Genomic DNA, 17,927 nt, shown 5'->3' on the forward strand with positions numbered 1-17,927 from the left:
CTCCAAGCGGCCCGCAAGACAGGCGCCACCGGGCTCCAAGAGGCCCCCTATCGGGGGTCGCGGTAGATGGTGAGCCGGTAGGAGTAGCGGTCGCCCCGGTAGAGCGAGTCGGCGCGCTCGACGGCCCGGCCGCGGGCGTCGAAGCCGGTGCGCTGCACGAGGAAGGCCGGCGAGAACGGCGGCGCGTCGAGCGCCCGGGCGTCGTCCGGGCCGAGCACGGTCGCCCTGATCGTCTGCTCCGCGCGGTGCAGGGTCAGCCCGTGGCGGGCCGACAGCACCTCGTACAGCGAGCCGTCCAGCTCCGGCTCCAGGTCGTCGGGCACGAGCTCGGCGGGCAGGTAGCTGTGCTCCAGGCACATCGGCTCGTCGTCGGCGGTGCGGACCCGGCGGATGTGCAGGACCTCCGCGGACGGGCTGATCCGCAGGGCGTAGCCGATGTCGGCGCCCGCCGGGATCCGCTCGCAGCTCACCTCCAGCGACCCCGGGCGCAGGCCGCGCGAGCGCATGTCCTCGGTGAAGGAGGTCAGCTCGACGGACTTGTGGATGCGCGGCTCGCTGACGAACGTGCCCGAGCCCTGCACCCGGTAGACTCGCCCTTCCCGTTCGAGCTCGTCCAGGACGCGCCGCACGGTGAGCCGGCTGACGGAGAACTCCTCGGCCAGGCTGCGCTCGGTGGGCAGCCGCTCGTGCGGGGCCAGCTCGCCGACCAGCAGGCCGGCCAGGTGCCGACGCAGCCGATCGGACTTGGCCGGGGGGCGCTCCGTCGTCATGGTCCAGGAGTCTAGGCCCTCGATTGGTGTACTCCAATAGCTTGACCGTGAGAGGAACCCGCATCTATACCAGTCTGATGCGACAGAATGGGCATGCCCTCATGGGTTCCGGCGGGCGGGAGTGGATGAACCGGCTGCGCGGCGGCCTGATCGTCTCCTGTCAGGCTCCCGAAGGTCACCCGCTCCGGGACCCGGAGGTGATCGCCCGCCTGGCCGAGTGCGCCGTGCTGGGCGGCGCCGCGGGCCTGCGGATCAACTCGGCCGCGGACGTGCTGGCGGCCCGCGGGCGTACGGACGTCCCCGTGATCGGCCTGCACAAGGTCAGGCACGGCCACCGGGATGTGATCACGCCGACACTGGAGCACGCGGCCGGGCTCGCCGCCGCCGGCGCCGACATGATCGCCGTGGACCTCACGCCCGAGACCCCCGGCCCCGGCCTGAAGCTGATCGAACGGATCCACGCCCTGGGAGTGGCCGTCATGGGCGACGTCTCGACCCTCGGCGAGGGCCTGGACGCCTGGGAGGCCGGCGCCGACGTCGTCGGCACCACGCTGTCCGGCTACACCGCGCGCCAGCTCCCCACACCGGACGAACCCGACCTCGACCTCGTCGGCGCGCTCGCCGCGCGCGGCGTGCGGGTGGTCGCCGAGGGCCGCTACCGCACCGAGCGGCAGGTACGGCAGGCGTTCACGGCGGGCGCGTGGGCCGTGGTGGTCGGCGGCGCGATCACCGACCCGGTCTCCATCACCCGGCGGCTGGCCGCCGCGGCGCCGCGATGACCCGGCTCGCGTCGGCCGTCGGGGCCGCCGCGATGACCCCGCTCGCGCTGGCCGTCGACATCGGCGGCACGAAGATCGCGGCCGGCCTCGTGGCCCCGGACGGCACCCTCCTCGAACGGCGCAGGACCCCCACCCCCGGCCGTGGGCCGGAGATCCTGCGGGCCGTCGCCGGGCTCGCCGGGCCGCTGGCTGAGCGGGCCGCCGTGTGCGGCATCGGCACCGCCGGCACCGTCGACCCGACGGGACGCATCGCCTCGGCGACCGACCTGCTCGCCGACTGGGCGGGCACCGACGTCAAGGGCGCGGCGGAGCGGGCGCTGGGGCTCCCGGTGCTCGTGCTCAACGACTGCCACGCCGCCGGGGCCGCCGAGGCGCGCGCCGGAGCGGCCCGCGGCGCCCGCACGGCGCTGGTCGTCGCCATCGGGACGGGCGTCGGCGGGGCGGTCTGCGCCGAGGGACGGGTGCTGACCGGTGTCTCCGGCACCGCCGGGAGCATCGGCCACCTGCCCGCCCCCGCCGACGCCGGCGTCCGCTGCTCGTGCGGGGCGCTCGACCACGTCGAGGCGTACGCGTCCGGCCCGGCCATCGAGCGCGCCCACCGCGAGCGGACCGGGCAGGCGCTGCCCCTGGCCGAGATCGGCCGGCTCGGCTCCCCGGTCATCGGCGAGGCGGCGCGGCTCATGGGCCGGGTGCTCGCCGGCGCCGCCAACCTGATCGACCCCGACGTGATCGTCATCGCGGGCGGGGTCTCGATGCTCGGCGCGGCGCTGCTCGGCCCCATGGAGGCGGCCTACCGTGCCGAGGCGCTGCCGGGCCCGTCCGCCGTGCCGCTCCGCCGGGCCCGTCTCGGCGAGGACGCGGGGCTGGTGGGGGCGGGCCTGGAAGCCCTGTCTCACCTGGCCCCGTAGCGCCCCATGGCGGCGTCCGGGCGGTCCCGCGGGCGCCGTCAGGGGCGCTGGCCGTCGCGCGGCGGCCGGATCCGCGGACCGGTTCACGGACCGGTTCACGGACCGGTTCACGCGCGGGACGATGCCTTCTCCGGCGCGCCGGTTCCGGCGCGCGCCAGGCGGCTCGGCCACCACGCCCGCCCGCCCAGGTCCCGCACCAGCGCCGGCACCAGCAGCGAACGCACCACCAGCGTGTCGAGCAGCACCCCGAAGGCGACGATGAAGGCGATCTGCACGAGGAACGCCAGCGGGATCACCACCAGCGCGGCGAAGGTGGCGGCCAGCACGACACCGGCCGAGGTGATCACCCCGCCGGTGGTGACCAGCCCGCGCAGCACGCCCTCCCGGGCCCCGTGGCGGGCGGTCTCCTCGCGTACCCGGGACATGAGGAAGATGTTGTAGTCCACGCCCAGCGCGACCAGGAAGACGAACCCGTACAGCGGCACCGACGCGTCGCTGCCGGTGAAGCCGAGCAGGTGCGTGAAGACCAGCTCCGAGACGCCGAGCGTGGCCAGGAAGTTCAGGGCCACGGTCGCCACCAGCAGCAGCGGCGTCGTCAGCGAGCGCAGCAGGGCGACGAGGACGACCAGGATGACCGCCAGCACGACCGGGACGATGAGCAGTGTGTCGCCCTTCGCGGTCTCGGTCGTGTCGTAGCGCTGGGCGCTGTACCCGCCGACCAGCACGCCGTCCTCGGCCCGGAACGCGGCGCGCAGGCGCTTGACCGTGTCCTGGGCGGCGTCGCCGTCAGGGGAGTCGCGCAGCGTCGCCTCCACCAGCACGAGCCCGTCCACGACCTTGGGGGCGTCGCCCGGCCGCCCGCTCCGCGTCACCGCCGCGGCCTCCGACACGCCCTCGGTGCGGCGGGCCGTCGCCACCACGGCCGCGGCCCGCCCCTCGGGGGCCACGACGACCGCGGGCTGTCCGGACCCGCCGGGGAAGTGCGCGCCCAGCGCCGCCTGCGCCGCGACCGACGGCGCGTCGTTCACGAACGTCTCGTCCAGCGGCACGCCCCTGGCGTCGAAGCGCGGCGCGAGCAGGGCGAGGGCGGCGAGGGGCAGGACGGTCGCGATCCACAGCCGGCGCGGACGGCGGTCGACCAGGGCGGCCACGCGCTCCCAGATCCCGCGGGCGCCGGCGGCGGCCGGACGCGGCCGGCGCGACGCGGACGGGGACGCGGACGGGGACGGGGACGGCAGCGGGGGAGTGGCGCCGCGCACGGAGCCGGGCGCCGGTCGCGCCGGCCACAGCGCGGCGCGGCCGAGCAGCATGAGAGCCGCGGGCAGGAAGGTCAGCGCGCTGAGCGCGGCGCAGGCGATGCCGATGGCGCCCACGGGCCCGAGCGCGCGGTTGTTGGTCAGGCTGCTGAGCAGCAGCGCCAGCAGCCCGAGCACCACCGTGGCGGCGCTGGCGGCGATCGGCTCGAACGAGCGCCGCAGCGCGACGCGGCCGGCGGCGAAGCGGTCGGCCCCGGCCGCCAGCTCCTCGCGGAAGCGGGCGGTCAGCAGCAGCGCGTAGTCGGTGGCCGCGCCGATGACCAGGATGAACAGGATGCCCTGCACCTGACCGTCCACCCGGACGACGTCGTGGTCGGCCAGGACGTACACCACGGCGCAGGCCACGCCGAGCGCGAAGACCGCGCCCGCGATGATGACCAGGGGCAGCAGCACGCTGCGGTAGACCGCGAGCAGGATGACCAGCACGGTGATCAGCGCGACGCCGAGCAGCAGCCCGTCGATGCCGGCGAACGCCCCGGACAGGTCGGCCCGGGTGGCGGCCGGCCCCGCGAACCGTACCCGCAGGCCGTCGACCCGCACCGCCGGGCCGATCCGGTCGAGGGTCTCGCGCAGGGAGCCGCCGGAGGCGGGGCCGAGCGGGACGACGCCCCGCAGGGCGCGGTGGTCGTCCGAGCCGAGGGCGGGCGAAGGGACCCCGGCGACGCCCTCGGCGCCGCGCAGCGCGGCGAGCCGCCGGGTCGCCTCGGCGCCCTGCTCGGCGGTGACGTCCTTCCCGTCCGAGGTCCACACGACGATCAGGGGCTGCGCCTCGCCCTCCCGGAACCGGTCCTGCACCTCCAGCACGCGCGTCGACTCCGCGCTTCGCGGCAGGAACGCCGCCTGGTCGTTGGTGGACACCTCGGTGAGCCGGCCGGCGAAGGGCCCCGTCCCGCCGCCCGCGGCCAGCCAGGCGAGCACGAGCAACGCGGGAACGAGCCACCGGACCGATCGCCGCGCCATAGAGTCGCCTCCACATAACTCAATCAGCAAATATCTCAATGATTGAGTTAATGTAGCATTGCGTCATGGAGGGTGGCACCGGGGGGGACATCGACCTGCGGTCGTTCGCGGTGCGCCTGCGCCGCATGACCGCGGAGCTGAACCGCATCGCCCAGGAGTTCGCCGCCGCGTACGGGCTGCACACCACCGACCTCCGGGCGCTGATCATCATCTTGGACGCGCCCACGCCGATCACGCCGAGCCGGCTGCGCGAGGAGCTCAACCTCACCTCGGGCGCGGTCACGGCCTGCCTCGACCGGCTGGAGCGCGCCGGGCACATCCGCCGGGTCCGCGACGCGCATGACCGCCGCGTCGTCCACCTGCACTACCTCGACGCGGCCAAGGAGTTCGCCGCCGCCTTCTTCCGGCCGCTCGGCCGCAGCACGGACCAGGTCGTGCGGCGGTTCAGCCCGGAGGAGCTGCGCACGGCGGCGGCCTTCCTCGACGCCATGAACGACGAGCTGATCGCGCTGCGCGACGCGCCCTGACCCTCAGCCCCTGACCCTCAGCCCCTGACCTTCAGACCCGCCCGGCTTCGGCCGGACGGGACCCCTCGGCCGGGCGATCGGCTTCGGCCGGGCGATCGGTCCCGGGCAGGCAGAGGGTGAGGGCTCCCGGCACGGCCTTGGCCTTGAGACGGGTGGTGGGCTCGCGTTCGCCCCCGTCCAGCTCGTACGTCAGAGGCGCGCCGAACCGGGCCGACACCTTCCTGGCCCGGGTGATCCGGACGAACGGCGACTCGTCCGAACGACCCGCGGCCATCTTGCCGAGCACCCGGGCCCACTGGAGCGGCCCCTTGGCCGTGGAGACGCCCACCTCCAGCCAGCCGTCGTCGGGCCGCGCGTCGTCGAAGGCGTCGACGCCGCCGGCGATCGTGCTCACGTTGCCCAGCAGCAGGCAGCTCGCCTCTCCCTCGAACCAGGTCGTGCCGTCCACCTTGATCGTCATCGGCACCAGCGGCCCGCCGACGTGCCGGACCGCCGCCTTGACGTAGCTCAGCTTGCCCAACCGCCTCTTGGCCTGCCCGTCGGCGTCGGCGATCATCTCGGCCTCGAACCCGGCGCCGGCCATCACCGCGAAGTGCTCGCCGTTGAGCAGACCGAGGTCCAGCTTCTCACGGCGGCCGTGGAAGCCGATCCGCACCGACTCCTCCAGGTCGATGGGGATGCCGAGGTTGTTCGCGAACAGGTTGGCGGTGCCGGCCGGCAGGATGGCCATCGGCACGCCGGAGCCGGCCATCGCGTCGGAGCAGCGCTGCACCATGCCGTCGCCGCCCCAGACGAACACCAGCTCGGCACCCTGCTTGAGCGCCTTGCGGACCTTCTTCGGCGCCTTCTTGCTCTTGGGCACCTCGTACCAGAGCAGGTCGCCGACGTGGTGTTCGGTGATGAGCACGCGGAGCCGGTCCAGGCCCGCGCCCAGGATCTTCTTGCGGTGCGCCACGACCGCCACAGTGGGGGACATGCCACCGGCACTACCCGCGCCGAGCCCCTTCAGGCAGGAATCATCGGCCGCCGGCGGGGTAGCCGAGGGCCCACGCGCATCGGAGGGAGGCCACGACCATGGGACGACTACAGCCGAGGACTCACGTCGAGGGTGACCGCCGGCTGGGGCTGCGCCTGACGGTGGCCAGCCTCGCGGTGGCGCTCATCATGATCCCGTTCAGCCTGCTGCTCGTCGTGGCGAAGATGCCGGTCAACGGGCTGGACGCGGGGGTCGCCGAGCGGCTGCACGCGTACGCACTGGCCCATCCCGGCGTGACGCGGGTGCTCATCGTGTGGACGGACCTGTTCGGGCCGTGGCCGTGGCGGATCGCGGTGATCGCGTACGCCGCCTGGCTGCTGTACAGGGGGGCGCCGCGGCTGGCCGTCTGGGCGGTCACCACCGTGACCGTGGGCGGGCTGCTCGGCCTCGCGCTGAAGATCGTCGTCGCGCGGGCCCGGCCGCACCTTCCCGACCCCGTCGCGCTGGCGCCGGGCGACTCCTTCCCGTCGGGCCACGCGGTCAACGTGACGCTCGGCGCGGGAGTGATCGTCCTGCTGCTCCTGCCCCACCTGTCCCGCTGGGGCAAGGTGCTGGCCTGGACGCTCGCCTGGTTCCTCGTGCTGTCGGTCGCCTACACCCGCGTCGCGCTCGGCGTGCACTGGGTGAGCGACGTGGTCGCCGGGATCGTGCTGGGCGCCGCGGTGGTCGCCGCCACCGCCGCGGGATTCGAGACGTGGCGGCGTGAGCAGGGCCGCAGGCCCGCCTCGCCGCTGACCGAGGGAGTGGAACCCGAGACGGTGAAGGTGAGCCATGTCCACAAGAACTGAGCACGTGAAGTACTACGCGCTGGCCGTCTTACTGCCGCTGCTGGTCCTGGCCGGCGTGACGTACGGTGTGGGCGAGCTGATCCTCGCCTGGCCCACCGGCGAGGCCGGGGTCAGCCGGGCGCTGGCCGCCGACCGCACCCCGCTGTGGAACACGCTCACCGACTTCGGCAGCAGCCTGTCGGACACGCCGTACATCGTGGCGCTCACCGCGATCGCCGCGATCGCCTTCCGGCTGATGTACGGGCGCTGGCGCGAGTCGATCTTCCTCATCGTGGCCGTCTGGAGCCAGTCGCTGGTCTTCCTGGCCGTCACCGAGGTGGTCGGGCGGCACCGGCCGCCGGTGGAGCACCTCGACCCGGCCCCGCCGACCTCCAGCTTCCCCTCGGGGCACGTCAGCGCGGCCGTCGCGTTCTACTGCGGGTTCGCGCTCGTCCTCAGCACGCACCTCCGCAACCGGGCACTCCAGGTGCTGGTCTGGGTGCTCGGGATCGCCGCCCCGCTCGCCGTCGCCTTCTCCCGGCTGTACCGCGGCATGCACTTCCTGACCGACATCACCTGGGGGCTGCTGCTCGGCGTCGTCTGCGTCGTGGTGGCCGCCCGCGCGATCCTCTATCGGCGCGAGGGACGGGCCGTGGCGCGCGACTCCCGGCCGCGGGTCCGGCCGGGCGCTCAGTCGTCCATGACGCCGTAGGTGGAGGCCCGGAAGGCGAAGGAGGCCCAGGAACGGTAGGGCCGCCATGCCTCGGCCAGCCTCCGGTACGCGGACGGGGGCGCGTCCTCCGGCAGGCCGTACGCCTCGCGCAGGATCGCGAACAGGCGCGGCTCGTCGCCCGGGAACGCGTCGGGCGCGCCCGCCCCGCGGATCAGGATCAGGCCGGCGGAGAACGGCCCCACCCCGGGCAGGGCGCGCAGCTCGGCCAGGGCCTCCTCCGGGGCGAGCGAGCGCAGGTGCTCGGTGGTCAGGACGCCGTCGAGCGCCGCCCGGGCCAGCCCGCGCACCCACTCCTCCTTCTGCGCGGGCAGGCCGAGGCCGCCGGCGTCGGCCAGCGTCATGGGCGGCGGGAACGCCGTGCACGCCCGGCCGTCCACGCCGACCGTCGCGCCGTACCGCTCGGCGATGCGCTGCTTGATCCGGGACGCGATCAGCATGGAGGAGCGCTGCACGATCACCGCCCAGCACGCCGCCTCCCACGGGCTCCAGAAGCAGACCGGCCGCAGGCCGGGGCGGCGGCGCTGGAGGTCGCCGAGCACCGGGTCTGCCTCGCCGATCTTGGCGAACCCGGCGCCGTCCACGTCGAGCGAGAGGATGCGCGCCACCTCGCGCCGGATCGCCGGGCCCGCCGCCCGCGTCGTGGTGACGGCGACCCCGCCCGGCGCGCCCGTCACGCTCACGCCGATCGGCAGCCAGTCGGCCTCCGCGCAGTAGGCGAAGCGCAGCGTCCGCCCGTCGGAGGGCAGCGCGCTGGTGGCCGGCCAGTCCTCGACGAAACGCAGTGAGGCGGCGAAGTCGAACGGGCCCTCGGCGGTGAGCCCGAAACCGTGCGTCGTCATGCGCGCATGCTACGAGGTGCGCGGGCCAAGTAATGAGCTCGCATCAGACCGACTGGTTTCAAATTCGATCTTGCAAGTCGATTCCGAGCTGGATGCCTCGGCTATTGGTCCAGCAGGAAGACCACAAGCTCGTTGATCTCGTCCGCGTACGGTCCTGCGGCCAGAGCCTTGCGGACGAGGCGGCGTAAAGTGATGAAGTCGGCGTTTTCGTCGAGTCCCAGCCTGTCGACCAGTGCCGCTTGGCGCTGGCCGAGTTCCGCGAGACGGCTATGAAGATCATCCGTCCCGTCGAACAACGGGATTGGCAGCTTCCAGACGTGCTTGTCGATGTGGCGTTCATCCTTGCCGTACGACATGAGAGGCCGGACGAGTCTGGTGAGTGAGGGGCTATTGAGGATTGCGCATAGGTAGTGGCCTTCCGCTCGACTGTTGACGGTGCCCCAGTAGAGTGCCTTGTCGCAGAGCGGCACAGGGTCGTCAACCAAAGCGGCAGCCACATGCATCCCCGACGCTCCGTAGACCACCCGCAGCGGGGACGGCTGCATTTGAATGGACAGTTTGCTACGGAAGTCGAGCTGCTCCGCGAGGCTCAGGCGCTCGCTAGGGCGGTTGTCCAGCCAGATCTTCTCAGCTCTGCGCCACCAACGGGCGAGATCGGGATAGAGATCAAGCTGTGGATGTACGCCGTCGAGAAGCTGGGTGCCCTGGATGGGAACGACAACTTCACGAGGTGGCAGAAGGCGGTAGGGAAGGACCGTCTCTCCCAGCAATATGGGTCGCAGGAACTCGCTCTCGACGACACCTTCCAGAGATGGAAGATGCTTCCACGGGATCTTCTCTTTGGCGCTGCGCTCAGATCTGACTGCCCGTCTACCCGAAGGTAAACCCAGGGGGCCGGTGGGCTTGCGTTCGACTAGAAAGAGCACTCGGGGAATGAACGTTGCCCCCTGGAAGAAGCGGGGTTCGTAGGGAGACTCCAATGTCATCGAGTCGTGGAGTACCAGCTGGGCGGGTTCGAATGTGAGGGATGGGGCTACCGCATTCCAGGTATTCCCCTGCTTTGGGATTCTGCCGATCCAGCGCAAGGTGGATATGGGCAGCTCGGACGCCCCCCTGTCCGGCCCCGTGCGCTGTCCGAAGACGACAGCCGCACCACGTGGGAAAAAGTGAGGCCGCAACCTGCGGAGGTCCCACGATCGGGTGAAGGCCACGGTGGTGAGCTCTACCTTGTCGGCGTAGAGGCCGGAGCGGAAGCCGGCGAAGTATCCCCGGTCAAGCGCCGCGTTCGGCATCACGAAGGCGAACGTACCACCCACGGAGAGGAACTGTTGGACCGTCCGTGCGACGAAGAGACCGGACAGGTCCTGGTGCGTGGCGACCTCCTTGCCATGCCACAGGCCCCGTGTCTCGCACAACTCGCGGAATCTCCGCTGCATGTCCGCGGGCATCCGGCGGTAGGCCAGCCACGGGGGATTGCCCACGAGTACGTGCACGCGGTTCTCCGGGCGACTCAACCACCGTGGCCGGGCCAAGTTGCGCACGTAGTAACCCCAGATGTGGTCGCGTCCATCGTCGTGTAGCCGGCACAGCAGGGCGAAGTTGTTGCTGATCGGCTCGCGGTGCTCTGGTGGGATGGCCCTCCGGTTGAACAGTGCTGTGAGGGAAGGGATCGCGCCGGGCCGCCTGGGGGAGGCAGCAAGTTCGGTCAGTTCGTCGACGAGGTTGTCGAACCCCGCGGCATCGGCGAGCAGCGTCTCCGGGAAACGCAGTTTGTTGTCGTACAGCTGCGGGCCCTCTTCCACCGTGGCGATCACGACCTGACCGTCGGAGAACAGATCATCCTCGTCCTCCGGTCTCCACTGAACGCTGTCACCGAGATAGACGGGCACGTGCACGCTGCGCCGCCTCTCGTCCCGGAGGCGATCCCTTCCAATCGCCAACAGGTATGTCACCCGAGCCAGAGTGACGGCCACCGGATGCAGATCAAGACCGTGGACGTTTCTGGTGACACCCTCGATGGCGTCGGCGAGGTCCATGCCCGCCTGCTCGGCGGCGGTCAGGTAGCGACGTACGGCATGGAAGAGGAACGTTCCAGACCCGCAGGCAGGATCCAGAACACGTTGCCGCAGCGGGTCGGTGACCGTTTCCGCGACGACCTGTTCGGCGAGCCAGTCGGGCGTGTAGTACTCCCCGAGCCGGCTTCGGGTCTCGGCGCTGATGATGGACTCGTAGAGCACCTTCAGCACGTCGTGCTCCACTTGCCGCCAGTCGAAGCGAGCCAGGCGGCGGGCGAGGGTCCGGATGAACGCCTCTCCGCCGGGCACTTCCAGTACCCAGTCGAAGAAGTCATGCTCCACCACGCCGGAGATGCGAGCCAGCCGGAAATGTTCCCCGCCGAGGAGCGTCCCTGGCTGGAGATCGGCCACGTCGAACCCGAGGACCATGTGAGCGATGATCTCGGCGCTGTTTACCAGTAGCGTGTGCTCAAGGAAGAGCTCAGTGCTCTCAGCGAACTGGGTGCCGAACGCGCCTCGCAGCAGATCGGCCCAGAGTTGTCGCTTGAGCTGGACGGTCGGCATGGAGCCGTGGGCGTGGAACAGTGCGGCCAGTCCTGCCTTATCGAGGGCAAAGGAGGTGCTCTGCGCACCCAGCCGTTCACGGATCTCGGCGGGGGTCGGTGAGATGCCTGCCCGAGTGGCAAGCACGCCTTCCAGCCAGTAGAGCAGAGAGGTCAGGTCAGGTCGTCCGGTCTTGAGGGTATATCGGGATGCCTCAGTTAAGACTCCATCGTGTATCTGGTAGGCCCGCCACTCCCTTCCATCGGTGAGGATGCCGACGTAGCGTTGGCCTGTTTCCCGCGTGCGCAGATCGACGTAATCGGCGAGCTGGATTTCCGCGTCCCGCACGGTGGCCATGCTGGCAAGGCTCTTCTTGACCTCGATCACCGTGTAGCCGACCTCGATGTCGATGCGCCTCCGCCCGCCCACCTGGCTTTCCAGGTTGACCTCAAGATTTTCTTCTGCGAGGCCGAGGCCGCCTGTGAGCAGAAGCTGACGGATATCGGCCTGGACGGTGGCCTCGCTGCAGGCGGACTTCCGGTTTGATAGTCGCTGGAGAGTGTCCCGTAGGGGAACTGCGATATCAGTCGGCACTAACAAGAACTACCATGGCCATCGAAAAGAGAGAAGAAGTATATATTCTCACGTATAGGGCCAGTGTGTTATCCGCTGCTCTGTGCTAGCTGGGGAGGCGTGCCGCCACTACTTCGATCGATTGCCTCCGCTAAGACAGTTGCGGTACTCCGTGCGACCGAAAGTTCGGGCAGTTCAATGTAAGTGGAACCAACTGCTGCGAGTCTCATGGCCAAAAAGGTGGTTATCGTCCGCGGGGCAGGGTCAGACGCCAGGCGTGGGGGAGGACGGTCCAGGTGCGCGCGGTGTACGGGCCGGTCAGCTCGCCGTCGGCGTTGACGTGCACCCCGGGCCCGGACAGGCGCACGCGGCGGCCCCGGACCGTCACCACGTCCGTCCGCCGGGTGTGCCGGCCCAGCTTCAGCAGCAGGCCGTAGCCCAGGCGGCGCAGCGGACCCGTGGCGAAGGACACCATCACGTCGGCGAGCTGGTCGTCGGGGCTCGCGCCGGGCGCGATGGGCGTGCCGCCGCCGATGGTGCGGCCGTTGCCGATACCGACCATGAGCACGCGGCGGCGCCCGTCCGCGACCACCCGGCCGTCCACCTCCACCCGCAGCGGCGTGCCGCGCGTGCGCACGCCGGCGATCACGCTGCCCGCGGCGTAGGCGAAGCGGCGCAGGAACGGCTTGAGCGGCCGGGCCGTCCGGGCGGCCTCGACCCCTACCCCGGCGTGCACGGCGTTGACCACGATGCCGCCGTCGTCGTCGCGCAGCAGGTCCAGCGGGTGCGGCTCCCCGGTGGCCGCCACCCGGGCCGCCTCCACCGGGTCGAGCGGCAGCCCGACGCCCCGGGCCAGGTCGTTGCCGGTGCCCAGCGGGACCAGCCCGACCGTGCGCGACACCAGCTCGCCACGCTCGGCCAGCGCCGTCACCAGGCAGTGCAGCGACCCGTCGCCGCCGAGCACCACCGGGTCGCGCCCGGGATGCTCCCCCAGCAGCGCGGCCAGCTCGGACGGGTCCTTGATCCGGGCCTCCACGGTGTCGGCGTGCCCGGCCAGCTCGGACAGGACCCGCGACAGCACGTCGTCGTCCGTGCCCCCGGCCGAGGAGTTGACGATGGCCACCAGTCGGCGCACGAGCGCTCCTTTCGTCACCCCGCGCCGTCTACCCCGATCCGGCCCGGTGAGTCGGCGTCCGCCCGCCGCGTCGCGGCCGGCCTCGACGGGCCGCCTTGCTGGATGGCCCGCCTTGGTCGACGGGCCGCCTTGCTGAATGGCCCGCCTTGGTGGACGGGCCGCACTGCTGGACGGGCCGCAATGTTGGACGGGCCGCCTTGGCTCGACGCGCCGCTGACGGCCGGCCGGTCAGGATCAGGCGGGTCCGATGTTCCAGGTGCGCAGCGTGCGGTCCTCGGTGACGCCCGCCACCACCGGGACGCCCGCCGTCTCCGACAGCGTGGCGGTGCGGATCGCGCCGCCGGGTCCCGGCCCGAGCGTGCCGACGACGTCGCCGCCCGTCAGGTCCCAGACCCGGACGAGGACGTCCTCACCGGCCGCGTCGTGCACGGCGACCGCGATGGGCGTCTCGCCGGTGCGGCCCGTGGCCAGCGCGGCCACGCCCCGGTCGTCCGGGCTGCCCGCGCTGAAGGCCCACTTCTCGCGGCGCTTGCCGGTCGCCAGGTCGTACACGCGCAGGGTGGCGTCCAGGTGCGTGGAGACCAGGACGGCCCGGCCGCCGATCTCGGCGCAGGCCAGCCGCTCGACGCCGCCGATCTCCCCGGTGCCGAACGTGCGCGTCGCCTTGCCGTCCGACAGCCGCCGCACCTGGATCCGGTTGTGGCCGTCGCCCGTGACCAGCACGTCCTTCCCGTCGAGCGTGCCGAAGGCCAGCCCGTTGACCCCCTGGAAGTGGTCGGTGACCGCGGGGCCGATCTGCTTGCCGGTGGCGGCGTCCCACAGCCGCACGACGCTGTGGAGGTCGCGGAGGCTGTCGTACTTCTGCGACACCGCGACCACCCGGCCGCCGGCGACCACGATCCCGATGATCGGGTCGGTGGCGCGGTGCGTGGCCAGGCTCTCGCCCGTCGCGCTCCACAGCCGCATCCGGCCGTCGCCGTGGCCGGAGGCCACCACGGGCGCGCCGCCGCGCTCGCCGCACGCCACGGCGGTCACCGCGGCGCCGCCGTCGCCGAGGCGGGTGGCGGCCGGTCGCCCGGTGGTCCAGGCCAGCACGGTGCCCTTGTCGGTGCCGCAGGCGACGAGCGGGCCCGTGGTGGTGAGCCCGGTGGTGGTGGGCCCGGTGGTGGTGAGCACGGCGGCGGCGAGCACGGTGACGGCGCCCCAGTCGCGGGCGAGCGGGACGGGCTCGGTCAGCGGCGTGCCGAACGGCTGCTTCGCCGGCGTCGCGGACGGCGTGGGCGTCCCGGTGGGGGCGGGGGAGCGGTCGTCGCTCACCCGGCGGACGGGCTCGTCGCGCCCACCCAAGAGGGCGAACGCGGAGACCGCCGCGGCGGCCGTGACCGCGGCACCGCCGATCAGGGCTCGCCGGCTGAACGTCCTGGGCCGGCTCGGTGAGGTCGGCGCCTCCCGGATGTCCGAGGGCGGGCGGACGGGCGCGTTGACCGGAGAGACCCCGGGGACGCCCGGCGCCGCCGGTCCCGTACGGCCGATCAGCCGTTGCAGCAGCGCGGCGGGCGTGGGGCGGGCGGCGGGATCCTTGGCCAGGCACTCCTGGATCGGTCCCACCAGGTGCGGCGGCACCCCGGTCAGGTCGGGCATCCCGCTCAGGACCTGGTTGAGGATGGCCGGCACCGTCTCCCCGCGGAACGGCGGCCGCCCGGTGGCGGCGAACACCATCGTGCCCGCCCACGCGAAGACGTCCGACGCCGGCCCGACCCGCTCGCCCCTGAACTGCTCGGGCGACATGTACGTCGGGGTGCCGACGGGACCGGAGGCCATGGTGGTGGCGTCGAGGGCCTTGGCGATGCCGAAGTCGATGACGATCGGGCCCTCGGGACCCATCAGCACGTTGGCCGGCTTGAAGTCGCGGTGCACGATGCCGGCCTCGTGGATGGCGGCCAGCGCGGTCAGCGTCGAGATGGCGAGCCGGTCGAGCACGCCCGCGGTCCGCGGGCCCCGCTCGCGGACGACCGCCTGCAGGGTGTCGCCGGCGACGTACTCGCTCACGATGTACGGCCGGCCGTCCACCGTCCCGACGTCGAGCACGGCCGCCGTGCAGAAGGCCGCCACCCGGCGCGCCGCCTCCACCTCGCGCAGGAAGCCCTTGGTGACGTCGGCGTCCTGGCTGAGATGGCTGTGGACGACCTTGACCGCGACCTCCTTGACCGCGCCGTCCTTGACCGCGCCGTCCTTGACGGCGCCGTCTTTGGTCGCGTCCCCGTCTCCACCGTCGAGCTCGCCCTTGTAGACGACGCCCTGGCCGCCCGAGCCGAGCACGCCGACGATGCGGTACGGGCCGATCCGCTCGGGATCGCCCGGCCGGAGCGGGCGTGAAGCCGGCATCCCGCTCCCTTCCATCCTCACGCGGGCCCTCACTCGGGCCCTCAGGCGGGCGATCCACACCCTAGGGCCGCGCGCCCGTCCCCCGGAAGCCGGGGCCGCCGGGCCGATCACGACCCCCGAGGTGGGCGCCACGGACCCGTATGAGGCAGTATGGGGAGAACGTGACCGGACGGCGCCCATCCCCGCGCCCCACCTCGACCCCGGCTCCCACCCCATGCTTGACGACTTCACGCATCACCGTCCCGAGTCGCCGGCCCTGACCCGCGACGACCCCATGGCCATGCCCCTCACCTATCCCGGCCTGCTCCCGCCGGGTCCGGGCGTGCTGTCAGGCCGCCAGTTCCTGCCGCTGACCGGCCGCGACGGCGGCTGGCACGTGGAGGGCTCGCCCCTCGACGCCTGGCTGGCCGCCCGCGGAGAGGCGCCGATGCGGGCGCGGCACGCCGTGGTCGCCGTGGGGTCCAACGCCGCCCCGGCCCAGCTCCACCGCAAGTTCACCCGCCACCGGGTGCCCGCGGTGGTGCCGCTCACTCGGGTGCGGGTGCATGGCCTCGCCCCAGGCGTGTCGGCGCACATCAGCAGGTACGGCTACATCCCCGCCGCCCCGGTGGCGGCGCCCGGCGTGTCCGAGCTGTTCGTGTCCTGGGTGGACGACAGGCAGCTCGCCGCCCTCGACCGCACCGAGCCCAACTACCGGCGGCGCGTCCTCGACCCCGGCGCCCACCCCGTGTCCTTCGACGGCCCGGCCGATCCGCTGGAGGGCCCGGCCGGCCCGCTGGAGGAGGCCGGGGCGGTCCCCTGTCACGTGTACGACGGCCTGCACGGCTGCCTCGCGGACGAGGCGGGCCGCCCGGTGCGCCTGGCGCCGCAGCGACGGCTGATCGGCGCGCTGCTCGGCGCGTCGGCCGAGCTGGCGCGGGTGTGCGGCGGCACGCCCGAGGAGTTCGTGGTCCGGGTGCGCGACCCCCGGGTCCGCGACACCGCCCAGAGGCTGCTGCGCCGCGGGCGGCGCGTCACGGGCCCTGCGGCCCGCGCCGCCGCCTGACGCCACCCACCTCCTCGCGAATCGGGAGATGTGGGAGGATCCGGGCGTGCGAAGCGTGCGGGCGGTCAAGGGCGCGCTGCTCGTCGCGGGGACCACCTCCGACGCGGGCAAGAGCGTGGTCACCGCCGGAATCTGCAGGTGGCTGGCCCGGCAAGGGGTCCGCGTGGCGCCGTTCAAGGCGCAGAACATGTCCCTCAACTCCTACGTCACGACCGATGGCGCCGAGATCGGGCGGGCCCAGGCGATGCAGGCGCAGGCGGCCGGCATCGAGCCCGACGCGGACATGAACCCCGTCCTGCTCAAGCCGGGCAGCGACCGGCGCAGCCAGGTCGTGCTGCTCGGCCGTCCCGTCGCCGACGTGGACGCGATGGAGTACGGACGGGTGCGCGACATGCTGCGCGCCACCGCGCTGCGCTCGCTCGACCGGCTGAGGAGCCGGTACGACGTGGTGATCTGCGAGGGCGCCGGCAGCCCGGCCGAGATCAACCTGCGCCGCGGCGACCTGGCGAACATGGGTCTCGCCCGAGCCGCCGGGCTGCCCGTCGTCGTGGTGGGCGACATCGACCGGGGCGGGGTGTTCGCCGCGTTCTACGGCACGGTCGGGCTCCTGGAGGCGGCCGACCAGGCGCTGGTGGCCGGGTTCGTGGTCAACAAGTTCCGCGGCGCCCCCGAGCTGCTGCGGCCCGGTCTCGACCAGCTCTGCGCGCTGACCGGCCGCGAGGTGTACGGGGTGCTGCCGTGGGCGGACGGCCTGTGGCTGGACGTCGAGGACTCCCTGGCCCTCGACGCGCGCCCGGCCGCGACCCGCGAGCCGTACGGGCGGCAGACGTTGCGCGTGGCCGTGGTCCGCCTGCCGCGGATGTCGAACTTCACCGACGTGGACGCGCTGGCGGCCGAGCCGGGGGTGGTGGTGCGGTTCGTCACGGCCGCGGCCGACCTCGACGACGCCGACCTGGTCGTGCTGCCCGGCTCGCGGGCCACCGTGGACGACCTCGCCTGGCTGCGGCGCACCGGCCTGGCCGCGGCGCTGCTGGCGCGCAAGGGGCCGATCCTGGGCGTCTGCGGGGGCTTCCAGATGCTCGGCCGGGAGATCGTGGACGAGGTCGAGTCGGGCGCCGGGCGGGTGGACGGGCTCGGGATGCTGCCCGCGCGCTTCGCGTTCGCCGCGGACAAGGTGCTCGGCCGGCCCTCCGGCCACGCCTACGGCCAGCCGGTCTCCGCGTACGAGATCCATCACGGGGTGGCGACGGTGGACGGCGGCGAGCCGTTCCTGGACGGCTGCCGCGTCGCGAACGTCTGGGGCACCACCTGGCACGGCGCGCTGGAGAACGACGGCTTCCGCCGCGCCTTCCTGGCGGACGTGGCCCGGGAGGCGGGGCGCGACTTCACGCCCGCGCCCGGCACGGACTTCGCCCGGCTGCGCGAGGAGCGCCTCGACGCGCTGGGCGACCTCGTCGAGCGGCATCTCGACACCGACGCGCTGCTGCGCCTCATCGAGCACGGCCCGCCCGAGTTGCCCTTCCTCCCGCCGGGCGCGCCCGACCCCGTCCCGTGACACCCCCGGTGGGAAAACCTGGAGCGGCCGAGACCGGCCGG

The 17,927-nt window shown here is 72.8% G+C and carries 14 protein-coding genes; 7 read left to right on the forward strand and 7 right to left on the reverse strand.

Annotation, left to right across the window (positions count from 1 at the left end; translation table 11 throughout):
- Nucleotides 1-47: 47 nt before the first annotated feature.
- A complete protein-coding gene (locus HD595_RS27345) occupies nt 48-770 on the reverse strand; it encodes a GntR family transcriptional regulator (protein ID WP_253773835.1) in 723 nt (240 codons plus the stop codon).
- Between the two features lie 77 nt (nt 771-847).
- Here HD595_RS27345 and HD595_RS27350 point away from each other — a divergent pair, with 77 nt between their 5' ends.
- Together HD595_RS27350 and HD595_RS27355 are read left to right on the forward strand one after the other, a co-directional pair.
- On the forward strand, nt 848-1,549 hold the full coding sequence (locus tag HD595_RS27350; protein WP_253773837.1) for an N-acetylmannosamine-6-phosphate 2-epimerase: 702 nt from the start codon (nt 848-850) through the stop codon (nt 1,547-1,549).
- Entirely contained in the window at nt 1,546-2,457 is a 912-nt protein-coding gene (locus HD595_RS27355; RefSeq protein ID WP_253773839.1) for an ROK family protein, read from the forward strand. Before HD595_RS27350 ends, HD595_RS27355 begins: the two co-directional genes overlap by 4 nt.
- Nucleotides 2,458-2,564: 107 nt before the next feature.
- Here HD595_RS27355 and HD595_RS27360 read toward each other — a convergent pair whose 3' ends face one another.
- Nucleotides 2,565-4,733 (reverse strand): MMPL family transporter, encoded by a 2,169-nt coding sequence (locus HD595_RS27360; RefSeq protein ID WP_253773841.1) that lies wholly within the window; start codon nt 4,731-4,733, stop codon nt 2,565-2,567.
- Between the two features lie 65 nt (nt 4,734-4,798).
- Here HD595_RS27360 and HD595_RS27365 point away from each other — a divergent pair, with 65 nt between their 5' ends.
- Nucleotides 4,799-5,260, forward strand: coding sequence for a MarR family winged helix-turn-helix transcriptional regulator (locus tag HD595_RS27365; RefSeq protein WP_253773843.1), 462 nt, complete (start codon nt 4,799-4,801; stop codon nt 5,258-5,260).
- A gap of 31 nt (nt 5,261-5,291) precedes the next feature.
- Here the strand turns inward: HD595_RS27365 and HD595_RS27370 are convergent, their stop codons facing one another.
- Nucleotides 5,292-6,236, reverse strand: coding sequence for a diacylglycerol/lipid kinase family protein (locus tag HD595_RS27370; protein ID WP_253773845.1), 945 nt, complete (start codon nt 6,234-6,236; stop codon nt 5,292-5,294).
- Nucleotides 6,237-6,334: 98 nt separating this feature from the next.
- On the opposite strand from HD595_RS27370, the gene HD595_RS27375 reads away from it, so the two are divergent.
- Nucleotides 6,335-7,084 carry a phosphatase PAP2 family protein gene (locus HD595_RS27375; protein WP_253773847.1) on the forward strand — a complete coding sequence of 250 codons (750 nt, stop codon included), beginning with the start codon at nt 6,335-6,337 and terminating at the stop codon, nt 7,082-7,084.
- Nucleotides 7,068-7,775 carry a phosphatase PAP2 family protein gene (locus tag HD595_RS27380; protein ID WP_253773849.1) on the forward strand — a complete coding sequence of 236 codons (708 nt, stop codon included), beginning with the start codon at nt 7,068-7,070 and terminating at the stop codon, nt 7,773-7,775. Before HD595_RS27375 ends, HD595_RS27380 begins: the two co-directional genes overlap by 17 nt.
- Here HD595_RS27380 and HD595_RS27385 read toward each other — a convergent pair.
- The 4 genes from HD595_RS27385 to HD595_RS27400 all read right to left on the reverse strand — a co-directional run bounded on the left by HD595_RS27385 (nt 7,754) and on the right by HD595_RS27400 (nt 15,286).
- A complete protein-coding gene (locus HD595_RS27385; protein ID WP_253773858.1) occupies nt 7,754-8,635 on the reverse strand; it encodes a DNA-3-methyladenine glycosylase family protein in 882 nt (293 codons plus the stop codon). The two genes, HD595_RS27380 and HD595_RS27385, sit on opposite strands and share 22 nt — an antisense overlap.
- Nucleotides 8,636-8,736: 101 nt before the next feature.
- Nucleotides 8,737-11,787: an N-6 DNA methylase gene (locus HD595_RS27390; protein WP_253773860.1), complete on the reverse strand. Its 3,051-nt coding sequence runs from the start codon at nt 11,785-11,787 to the stop codon at nt 8,737-8,739.
- Nucleotides 11,788-12,010: 223 nt separating this feature from the next.
- The gene (locus HD595_RS27395; protein ID WP_253773862.1) at nt 12,011-12,901 is read right to left on the reverse strand and encodes a diacylglycerol/lipid kinase family protein; all 891 of its coding nucleotides are present in this window, start codon (nt 12,899-12,901) and stop codon (nt 12,011-12,013) included.
- A gap of 234 nt (nt 12,902-13,135) precedes the next feature.
- Nucleotides 13,136-15,286 carry a protein kinase domain-containing protein gene (locus HD595_RS27400; protein WP_253773864.1) on the reverse strand — a complete coding sequence of 717 codons (2,151 nt, stop codon included), beginning with the start codon at nt 15,284-15,286 and terminating at the stop codon, nt 13,136-13,138.
- A gap of 214 nt (nt 15,287-15,500) precedes the next feature.
- Between HD595_RS27400 and HD595_RS27405 the strand changes: the two genes are divergently transcribed.
- Nucleotides 15,501-16,331, forward strand: coding sequence for a hypothetical protein (locus tag HD595_RS27405; RefSeq protein ID WP_253773866.1), 831 nt, complete (start codon nt 15,501-15,503; stop codon nt 16,329-16,331).
- Between the two features lie 46 nt (nt 16,332-16,377).
- Entirely contained in the window at nt 16,378-17,886 is a 1,509-nt protein-coding gene (locus HD595_RS27410; protein ID WP_253773869.1) for a cobyric acid synthase, read from the forward strand.
- The last annotated feature ends 41 nt before the right edge of the window (nt 17,887-17,927 follow it).

This window comes from Nonomuraea roseoviolacea subsp. carminata (genome assembly GCF_024172185.1).
GTDB lineage: Bacteria > Actinomycetota > Actinomycetes > Streptosporangiales > Streptosporangiaceae > Nonomuraea > Nonomuraea roseoviolacea.

What these genes read in the sequence shown, in the direction of transcription:
- HD595_RS27345 (WP_253773835.1), bottom strand. Translation starts at nt 770, where the DNA reads ATGACGACGGAGCGCCCCCCGGCCAAGTCCGATCGGCTGCGTCGGCAC.
- HD595_RS27350 (WP_253773837.1), top strand. Translation starts at nt 848, where the DNA reads ATGCGACAGAATGGGCATGCCCTCATGGGTTCCGGCGGGCGGGAGTGG.
- HD595_RS27355 (WP_253773839.1), top strand. Translation starts at nt 1,546, where the DNA reads ATGACCCGGCTCGCGTCGGCCGTCGGGGCCGCCGCGATGACCCCGCTC.
- HD595_RS27360 (WP_253773841.1), bottom strand. Translation starts at nt 4,733, where the DNA reads ATGGCGCGGCGATCGGTCCGGTGGCTCGTTCCCGCGTTGCTCGTGCTC.
- HD595_RS27365 (WP_253773843.1), top strand. Translation starts at nt 4,799, where the DNA reads ATGGAGGGTGGCACCGGGGGGGACATCGACCTGCGGTCGTTCGCGGTG.
- HD595_RS27370 (WP_253773845.1), bottom strand. Translation starts at nt 6,236, where the DNA reads ATGTCCCCCACTGTGGCGGTCGTGGCGCACCGCAAGAAGATCCTGGGC.
- HD595_RS27375 (WP_253773847.1), top strand. Translation starts at nt 6,335, where the DNA reads ATGGGACGACTACAGCCGAGGACTCACGTCGAGGGTGACCGCCGGCTG.
- HD595_RS27380 (WP_253773849.1), top strand. Translation starts at nt 7,068, where the DNA reads ATGTCCACAAGAACTGAGCACGTGAAGTACTACGCGCTGGCCGTCTTA.
- HD595_RS27385 (WP_253773858.1), bottom strand. Translation starts at nt 8,635, where the DNA reads ATGACGACGCACGGTTTCGGGCTCACCGCCGAGGGCCCGTTCGACTTC.
- HD595_RS27400 (WP_253773864.1), bottom strand. Translation starts at nt 15,286, where the DNA reads ATGCCGGCTTCACGCCCGCTCCGGCCGGGCGATCCCGAGCGGATCGGC.
- HD595_RS27405 (WP_253773866.1), top strand. Translation starts at nt 15,501, where the DNA reads ATGCTTGACGACTTCACGCATCACCGTCCCGAGTCGCCGGCCCTGACC.